We start from the raw sequence: 309 nt of genomic DNA on the forward strand, positions 1-309 counted from the left end.
GGAAGGTCAAAGCCAATGCCGGTCCATCCCGAACAGACACCTTGCAGGCGAAGTGTGGACGCTCGTGACGAAAATTATCGAAGCCTAACAGGTGCGTCATTTCGCTTCGGGCCGCGGCCCGCCGACATCGCCGCCGGTCAGAGTTCCACTGGGGCATTGTACGGTGCTATCTAGGCCAAGCCTTCCGCCGAAGGCTGCGGCAGACGCAAGGAGCCTTCGCATGATCGAACCCGCCACGCTTCTCACCTACATCGCGGTGGTGCTCGGCTTCGTCTTCATCCCGGGCCCGGCGACGCTGCTCACCGTGGC

At 62.8% G+C, this 309-nt stretch carries 1 pseudogene; it reads left to right on the top strand.

Annotated features, from left to right (window positions below):
- Positions 1-220 precede the first annotated feature (220 nt).
- Positions 221-309 (top strand): annotated as a pseudogene (locus tag EN852_RS42935) (LysE family translocator); the annotation flags it as partial.

Source organism: Mesorhizobium sp. M2E.F.Ca.ET.209.01.1.1, assembly GCF_004010375.2.
Taxonomy (GTDB): domain Bacteria; phylum Pseudomonadota; class Alphaproteobacteria; order Rhizobiales; family Rhizobiaceae; genus Mesorhizobium.